3 rRNA genes are annotated in these 5,767 nt (G+C 56.3%); all 3 read left to right on the top strand.

Annotated elements, in window-relative coordinates:
* Positions 1–220: 220 nt before the first annotated feature.
* Positions 221–1,743, top strand: a 16S ribosomal RNA gene (locus tag L2K70_RS20825).
* Between the two features lie 588 nt (positions 1,744–2,331).
* Positions 2,332–5,469: ribosomal RNA gene (locus L2K70_RS20820) — 23S ribosomal RNA — on the top strand.
* Positions 5,470–5,690: 221 nt separating this feature from the next.
* Positions 5,691–5,767, top strand: a 5S ribosomal RNA gene (rrf, locus tag L2K70_RS20815); the annotation flags it as partial.

Here is a 5,767-nt window from a genome sequence, read left to right as displayed (position 1 = left end):
GTGCGTCTGATCCTTGAGAACTCAACAGTGTGTTTGATTAGTCGACGAATTAGTTTGTTTTGCCCCGTTGACTGTCTTGTCTTGGCCTCTTTTGTGGGGTTGGGGTGGGGTGGTCGCGGATTTCTTTGACAATGATTCTGACAACAGTCAGTTTCGTCGGTCAGGGGATGTGGCTCTTATTGATGGTCCTTCTGTCTCTTCGGGGATGGGGGGTATGTTTTCGATGGAGAGTTTGATCCTGGCTCAGGACGAACGCTGGCGGCGTGCTTAACACATGCAAGTCGAGCGGAAAGGCTCCTTCGGGGGTACTCGAGCGGCGAACGGGTGAGTAACACGTGAGTAATCTGCCCTTGGCTTCGGGATAGCCACCGGAAACGGTGATTAATACCGGATATGACCACTCTAGGCATCTAGTGGTGGTGGAAAGTTTTTCGGCCAGGGATGTGCTCGCGGCCTATCAGCTTGATGGTGAGGTAATGGCTCACCATGGCTTCGACGGGTAGCCGGCCTGAGAGGGTGACCGGTCACACTGGGACTGAGACACGGCCCAGACTCCTACGGGAGGCAGCAGTGGGGAATATTGGACAATGGGCGGAAGCCTGATCCAGCAACGCCGCGTGAGGGATGACGGCCTTCGGGTTGTAAACCTCTTTCGGTAGGGACGAAGCGCAAGTGACGGTACCTACTAAAGAAGCACCGGCCAACTACGTGCCAGCAGCCGCGGTAATACGTAGGGTGCGAGCGTTGTCCGGAATTATTGGGCGTAAAGGGCTCGTAGGCGGTTTGTCGCGTCGGGAGTGAAAACCAGGTGCTTAACACCTGGCTTGCTTTCGATACGGGCAGACTAGAGGTATGCAGGGGAGAACGGAATTCCTGGTGTAGCGGTGAAATGCGCAGATATCAGGAGGAACACCGGTGGCGAAGGCGGTTCTCTGGGCATGACCTGACGCTGAGGAGCGAAAGTGTGGGGAGCGAACAGGATTAGATACCCTGGTAGTCCACACCGTAAACGTTGGGCGCTAGGTGTGGGGTCCATTCCACGGATTCCGTGCCGCAGCTAACGCATTAAGCGCCCCGCCTGGGGAGTACGGCCGCAAGGCTAAAACTCAAAGGAATTGACGGGGGCCCGCACAAGCGGCGGAGCATGCGGATTAATTCGATGCAACGCGAAGAACCTTACCTGGGTTTGACATACACCCTGCCGCTCCAGAGATGGGGCTTCTTTTGGGGGTGTACAGGTGGTGCATGGCTGTCGTCAGCTCGTGTCGTGAGATGTTGGGTTAAGTCCCGCAACGAGCGCAACCCTCGTTCTATGTTGCCAGCATGCCCTTCGGGGTGATGGGGACTCATAGGAGACTGCCGGGGTCAACTCGGAGGAAGGTGGGGATGACGTCAAGTCATCATGCCCCTTATGTCCAGGGCTTCACGCATGCTACAATGGCCGGTACAAAGGGCTGCGATCCCGTAAGGGGGAGCGAATCCCAAAAAGCCGGTCTCAGTTCGGATTGGGGTCTGCAACTCGACCCCATGAAGTCGGAGTCGCTAGTAATCGCAGATCAGCAACGCTGCGGTGAATACGTTCCCGGGCCTTGTACACACCGCCCGTCACGTCACGAAAGTCGGCAACACCCGAAGCCGGTGGCCCAACCCTTGTGGAGGGAGCCGTCGAAGGTGGGGCTGGCGATTGGGACGAAGTCGTAACAAGGTAGCCGTACCGGAAGGTGCGGCTGGATCACCTCCTTTCTAAGGAGCACACACCCCGACCAGTGACAAATGTTCACTGGCGCATGGTGGTGTCTCACTAGTGGAACGTCGACTATCTCCTCGAGGCAGGCTTTGGCTTGCCGGTGGGGGGATCACGTGCCTGGCATCCCTTGTGGGGGTGGTGGGGCGTGGTTGAGCACACTGTTGGGTCCTGAAGTATCAGCCGTCCCTGGCTCGTGAGAGCTGGGGGTTCTGGTTGGGGCTTCTGGTCCTCCTTCGCCCAAGATCACGGGTGCCCGCCGGTCGGTGACGGTTGGTGGGTGTGGTTGCGGGGGTTGGTGGGGTTGTTGTTTGAGATCTGCATAGTGGACGCGAGCATCTGGCGATGCTCATGCGCTGGGTATCTGTACGTGTATCTGTACGTGTGCGGGTATTGGTGTGTGGGTGTTGTCTAGAGCAATTCGTTTAAGAGTTTGTAGTTCGATACGGCTGGTTTTCCTGCTGGTCGTGTCGTGGCCGGCCGCACTCGTGATTGTGGGTGTGGTTGGTTGTTGTTCTTTGTGTTTGTGGCGACGGTGTCGTGACCCATGCGCAGTGTTTGTGTGTTGTGGTGTTTTGACGTTGTTGAGACAAGCTATGAAGGGCACATGGTGGATGCCTTGGCATCAAGAGCCGATGAAGGACGTTGGAGCCTGCGATAAGCCCTGGGGAGTTGGCAACCAAGCTGTGATCCGGGGGTGTCCGAATGGGGAAACCCAGCACGAGTCATGTCGTGTTACCCGCATCTGAACACATAGGGTGTGTGGAGGGAACGTCGGGAAGTGAAACATCTCAGTACCGACAGGAAGAGAAAACAATAGTGATTCCGAGAGTAGTGGCGAGCGAAATCGGATGAGGCCAAACCATGTCTGTGTGATACCCGGCAGGGGTTGCAGGCGTGGGGTTGTGGGACTGCTCATCATGTACTGCCGTGCATGGAGGAAGTGAGAAACCAGTGTGGAAGTCGAAGTCGGTTGGAAAGCCGTACCGTAGAGGGTGATAGGCCCGTAGACGTAAGGCACTGGCTTCCGAGCATCATCCCAAGTAACACGGAACCCCTGAAATTCCGTGTGAATCTGGCGGGACCACCCGTTAAGCCTAAATACTCCTTGATGACCGATAGCGGACAAGTACCGTGAGGGAAAGGTGAAAAGTACCCCTGGCGGGGAGTGAAATAGTACCTGAAACCGTGTGCCTACAATCCGTCGGAGCCTTATGCATCCTTGTGGTGTGGGGGTGACGGCGTGCCTTTTGAAGAATGAGCCTGCGAGTTTGCGGTGTGTTGCGAGGTTAACCCGTGTGGGGTAGCCGTAGCGAAAGCGAGTCCGAATAGGGCGTTTGAGTAGCGCGCTCAAGACCCGAAGCGAAGTGATCTATCCATGGGCAGGTTGAAGCGTCGGTAAGACGACGTGGAGGACCGAACCCACTTAGGTTGAAAACTGAGGGGATGACCTGTGGATAGGGGTGAAAGGCCAATCAAACTTCGTGATAGCTGGTTCTCCCCGAAATGCATTTAGGTGCAGCGTTGTGTGTTTCTTGCCGGAGGTAGAGCACTGGATAGCTAATGGGCCCTACAAGGTTACTGACGTTAGCCAAACTCCGAATGCCGGTAAGTGAGAGCGCAGCAGTGAGACTGCGGGGGATAAGCTCCGTAGTCGAGAGGGAAACAGCCCAGACCATCAGCTAAGGCCCCTAAGCGGTGACTAAGTGGAAAAGGATGTGGAGTCGCATTGACAACCAGGAGGTTGGCTTGGAAGCAGCCACCCTTGAAAGAGTGCGTAATAGCTCACTGGTCAAGTGATTCCGCGCCGACAATGTAGCGGGGCTCAAGTCATCCGCCGAAGCTATGGCATTCAGCAATCACACAAGCCGCCCTTGAGGTTGGTTCAGTGTGCTGGATGGGTAGGGGAGCGTCGTGTGGGCAGTGAAGCGCCGGAGTGATCCAGGTGTGGAGGCCACACGAGTGAGAATGCAGGCATGAGTAGCGAATCACGGGTGAGAAACCCGTGCGCCGAATGATCAAGGGTTCCAGGGTCAAGCTAATCTGCCCTGGGTAAGTCGGGACCTAAGGCGAGGCCGACAGGCGTAGTCGATGGACAACGGGTTGATATTCCCGTACCGGCGAAGTTGCGCCCATGACGAACCTGGTGATGCTAACCACCCGAAGCTCATCGGACCGGACCCTTCGGGGCGAGGCTGGTGGGTGGAGCGTGGGACCCGAGCTGGTAGTAGTCAAGCGATGGGGTGACACAGGAAGGTAGCCCAACCACAGCGATGGTTGTCTGTGGGCAAGCGTGTAGGACGTGGTGTAGGCAAATCCGCACCATCCACTTCAGTGTGGAGTCTGAGACGTGACGCGGAGCCGATTGAGGCGAAGTGGGTGATCCTATGCTGTCGAGAAAAACCTCTAGCGAGCAACGAGCCGCCCGTACCCCAAACCGACTCAGGTGATCAAGTAGAGAATACTAAGGCGATCGAGACAACCATGGTTAAGGAACTCGGCAAAATGCCCCCGTAACTTCGGGAGAAGGGGGGCCGGATCCGTCAATGCCCTTGCGGCAGGCAGCGGTGATGGCCGCAGAGACCAGGGGAAAGCGACTGTTTACTAAAAACACAGGTCCGTGCGAAGTTGTAAGACGATGTATACGGACTGACTCCTGCCCGGTGCTGGAAGGTTAAGAGGACCGGTTAGACCCTTCGGGGTCGAAGCTGAGAATTTAAGCCCCAGTAAACGGCGGTGGTAACTATAACCATCCTAAGGTAGCGAAATTCCTTGTCGGGTAAGTTCCGACCTGCACGAATGGAGTAACGACTTTCCTACTGTCTCAACCATGGACTCGGCGAAATTGCACTACGAGTAAAGATGCTCGTTACGCGCGGCAGGACGGAAAGACCCCGGGACCTTTACTATAGTTTGGTATTGGTGTTTGGTACGGCTTGTGTAGGATAGGTGGGAGACTGTGAAACCCTCACGCCAGTGGGGGTGGAGTCAACGTTGAAATACCACTCTGGTCGTACTAGATGTCTAACCTAGGTCCATTATCTGGATCAGGGACAGTGCCTGATGGGTAGTTTAACTGGGGCGGTTGCCTCCTAAAATGTAACGGAGGCGCTCAAAGGTTCCCTCAGCCTGGTTGGCAATCAGGTGGCGAGTGTAAGTGCACAAGGGAGCTTGACTGTGAGACAGACATGTCGAGCAGGGACGAAAGTCGGAACTAGTGATCTGGCCACGGCATGTGGAAGCGTGGTCACTCAACGGATAAAAGGTACCCCGGGGATAACAGGCTGATCTTCCCCAAGAGTCCATATCGACGGGATGGTTTGGCACCTCGATGTCGGCTCGTCGCATCCTGGGGCTGGAGTAGGTCCCAAGGGTTGGGCTGTTCGCCCATTAAAGCGGCACGCGAGCTGGGTTTAGAACGTCGTGAGACAGTTCGGTCCCTATCCGCCGCGCGCGCAGGAAACTTGAGAAAGGCTGTCCCTAGTACGAGAGGACCGGGATGGACGAACCTCTGGTGTGCCAGTTGTTCCGCCAGGAGCACGGCTGGTTGGCTACGTTCGGAAGTGATAACCGCTGAATGCATCTAAGCGGGAAGCACGTTTCAAGATGAGGTTTCCCACCACGTAAGTGGGTAAGGCCCCCCACAGAACATGGGGTTGATAGGCCGGAGGTGTACAGCAGTAATGCCCAGCCGACCGGTACTAATAGGCCGAGGGCTTGTCCCAACACCGTACAAAACACCACAAACCAGCTGACACACGTCAGCGGTCACACCGGTGACGTACGGTCACCACGCGCACACAACGAACACACACCACTCACCCCCTCACACGAGGGGGTCAACGAGTAGCAGTTCGCGTCCACTAAGCAGTTCCCAACCAACAAACCACCCAAGCCGGCTGACCACAGCCAGCTGGGCGACACGGTTTGTCGAGGTTGAAAGAGTTACGGCGGCCATAGCGAAACGGGAAACACCCGGTCCCATACCGAACCCGGAAGTTAAGCCTTTCAGCGCCGATGGTA

Source organism: Nocardioides potassii (assembly GCF_021648885.1).
Taxonomy (GTDB): domain Bacteria; phylum Actinomycetota; class Actinomycetes; order Propionibacteriales; family Nocardioidaceae; genus Nocardioides; species Nocardioides potassii.
Note: the sequence above shows the minus strand (reverse complement) of the source record. Positions and strands in the feature narration are given on the sequence as shown.